The organism is Salinispora cortesiana (assembly GCF_000484695.1).
Lineage (GTDB): Bacteria > Actinomycetota > Actinomycetes > Mycobacteriales > Micromonosporaceae > Micromonospora > Micromonospora cortesiana.
Window position 1 is genome coordinate 1 of the sequence record NZ_AXVR01000140.1, and the last position, 2,645, is coordinate 2,645.

The window sequence follows — 2,645 nt, forward strand, 5'->3', positions numbered from 1 at the left end:
GTCGTAACCCGCCTGCTCACCGAGTACGCGCAGAAGGACCAGTGACCCTACCGCCCCGGCACCTCGTACTTCGGCGCGGCCGGCGTGCCCAGCAGCACCCCCAGCCACGGCCAGCGGGCCTCGGCGACCCGGACGAGGGCGTAGTAGCCGGCCATCGCCAGCGCCACCACGCCCGCGGTGAGGGCGGTGCCCGAGTCGGCGTCGAGGACGATGCCCGCCGTCGAGGCCAGCCACGCGAGGGCGGCGCCGACGGCGGCGGGGACGGCGGTGCGGATCAGGGAGATCAGGTAGTCGTGAGTCATCGGGGTGCCTCCTCGGGGTGGGGCAGTACACCTGCTAGCGGTTCTGCTGTCTCGTTTGGGGATGTTTCTCGGGTTCATGTCCATTTGGGGTGGGTGTCGGTTTGGCTCGGGGTGGTTGCTACCGCCTGCCCGGTAGCCGAGGACCACCACCCGGTCTCCCCCCGGGGGGGGTTGGGTTCTCGTCCGTGACGGGGGAAGGACACCGAGACCGCATGAACCATCCGCTCCACGAACACGAACCAGACCGGCCCAGCGAACGCCGGGCCAGATCGCGATGGTGGGCCGCTGGGCTGGCCGGAATGACTGGCCTGGCCCTGACGGCCGTGGGCGTCGCCGTCGGCCCGGCCGCTGACGCTGTGGGACGTAGCCTCGCCAGCGCCGAGGGTCGGCCCGAGACGCTGGACCGGCCCTCCGCCGACGATGACCGCGGCAAACGCGACGACAAGGGCAAGGGCAAGGACGACGGCAAGGGCAAGAAGGACAAGGGGACGAAGGGGAAGAAGCCGAAGGGCACACCCGTGCCGTGTGACACGGACGCCCTGATCGCCGCGATCACCCTCGCGAATGCCCGCGACGGCGCGGTGCTCGACCTCGCCAAGGACTGCACCTACCTGCTCACCGCCAACATCGACGGCGCCGGCCTACCCTCGATCGCTTCCCCGATCACCCTCAACGGCGGCAAACACACCACCATCAAACGCGCCGCCGCCGCCGACCAGTTCCGCATCCTCACTGTCGGAGTCGGCGGTGACCTCACCCTCAACCACCTGAAGATCACTGGCGGGCAGACCAGCGACAGGGGTGCGGGAATCTTCGTCGACGCCGGTGGAGCACTCACTGTCAATCACAGCACCATCACTCGCAACATTACCGGCTCCGCAGGTGGCGGCATCAACAATTTCGGCATCACCCGGGTGAGACACTCCACCGTCAGCCACAACACCGCTGGCTCCGACGGCGGAGGTATCACCAGCACCGCCATACTCGAAATCAGCAAGTCCCACATATCCGCCAATGCCGCCAACCTAGGGGCTGGAGTAAGCGGCGCGGGAGGCACAGTCCGGATCGAGCACAGCACCATTACCGCCAATCACGCTCGAAATTCTGCCGGTGGCCTTTTCGTAGATAGTGGCGTTGGTATCGTCACGGATACCTACATCACGGACAACACCGCCCCGGAGTCCGGCGGCATTTTCGTCAACAGCAGCGCACAACTCGCAATCCGATACGGCACCCTTGTCGGAAACACAGCCAGCACAGGCAATGGTGGCGGTCTAGGGATAAACACAAACGCCGCTGTTGTTGTCGAGGACAGCCTCGTCAAGGACAACACCGCTGCCACCGACGGTGGCGGTATCTACAGCGCCGCCGATCTGGTGTTGCGACATACAAAGATCATCGGCAACCAGGCAGGTGGCCAGGGCGGCGGCATCTTCAACGAAGCCACCGGCGTTGCCGCCCTCTTCGCTACCAAGGTTTTCAAGAACATCGCCGTTAGCGATGACGGCGGCGGTGGCATCTTCAACAACGGCGGCACGGTCGAGCTGAACACCGCCACCGGCACGGTCGTGGTCAAGAACCGGCCGAACAACTGCGTCAACGTACCCAGCTGCGCCGGATAGCCATCCGAGTACGCCGGATCCACGAGGGGTCCCGTTCCGCCGCTTGTCGGTAGGGGCGGGATCCCTCCGCCGTTCCCACACGGTCAGCGCTCGGGCTTGTCGGCGCCGGTGGCGTGGGCGATCCTGGACACCTGGTCTTTGATTGAGCTGCCGCCGTTGGGGCGCAGCTCCTCGAGAGCGTCGAGGCGCTGCTCGATTCGGCCGACTCGGGCCATCAGCCCTGGTCGGCCGTCGGGGAGGCCAGGGCGGGGCGGCTCGCCCATCAGGTCATCGGCGAGCCGCGCCAGCTTGCGGCTGGTCGCCAGCGTCCCGCGGCCGGCGCGGCGGAGTACCTCGGCGGCGGCGCCGACGGCGGCGATCACCGCCGAGATGTAGAGCAGTGTCTCCACCGCGGACTCCTGATGTGCGCAGCCGGTCAGGTGATTGGGTTGCGGTACGCCGCATCCCAGGTCTTACGGCCCAGCAGCCCATCCACGCGGAGCCCCTGGTCGGCCTGGAATGCCTTGATTAACTCCCGGTACTCCTGGCCGTACAGCCCGTCATTGCCGGCCATGCGCAGGTACCGGCGGCCCTTGCCGGCGGGCCAGCCGCGGCGGACTAGCTGCGTGGTCCAGGTGGCGAGCCACTGCCGGTCGGTCTTGCCGTTGAACTTCCGGCGGTAGTACCCCGACACCGACCGATTCCCTCCGCTACGGGAGCCGAAGTAGTAGCCGCTCGGCAG

4 protein-coding genes are annotated in these 2,645 nt (G+C 67.2%); 1 reads left to right on the forward strand and 3 read right to left on the reverse strand.

Annotation, left to right across the window (positions count from 1 at the left end):
* Window positions 1-47: 47 nt before the first annotated feature.
* On the reverse strand, window positions 48-302 hold the full coding sequence (locus K228_RS0124465) for a hypothetical protein (RefSeq protein ID WP_025620725.1): 255 nt from the start codon (window positions 300-302) through the stop codon (window positions 48-50).
* Between the two features lie 212 nt (window positions 303-514).
* Here K228_RS0124465 and K228_RS0124470 point away from each other — a divergent pair, with 212 nt between their 5' ends.
* Entirely contained in the window at window positions 515-1,924 is a 1,410-nt protein-coding gene (locus K228_RS0124470; RefSeq protein WP_025620726.1) for a right-handed parallel beta-helix repeat-containing protein, read from the forward strand.
* Window positions 1,925-2,007: 83 nt separating this feature from the next.
* On the opposite strand, the gene K228_RS0124475 is transcribed toward K228_RS0124470, so the two are convergent.
* Together K228_RS0124475 and K228_RS0124480 are read right to left on the reverse strand one after the other, a co-directional pair.
* The gene (locus tag K228_RS0124475) at window positions 2,008-2,313 is read right to left on the reverse strand and encodes a hypothetical protein (protein ID WP_025620727.1); all 306 of its coding nucleotides are present in this window, start codon (window positions 2,311-2,313) and stop codon (window positions 2,008-2,010) included.
* 26 nt (window positions 2,314-2,339) lie between these two features.
* Window positions 2,340-2,645: peptidoglycan-binding domain-containing protein (locus K228_RS0124480; protein ID WP_025620728.1), on the reverse strand; the 306-nt coding region annotated here is incomplete at its 5' end.

Coding starts and splice junctions, on each gene's coding strand:
- K228_RS0124465 (WP_025620725.1), bottom strand. CDS start 302: ATGACTCACGACTACCTGATCTCCCTGATCCGCACCGCCGTCCCCGCC.
- K228_RS0124470 (WP_025620726.1), top strand. CDS start 515: ATGAACCATCCGCTCCACGAACACGAACCAGACCGGCCCAGCGAACGC.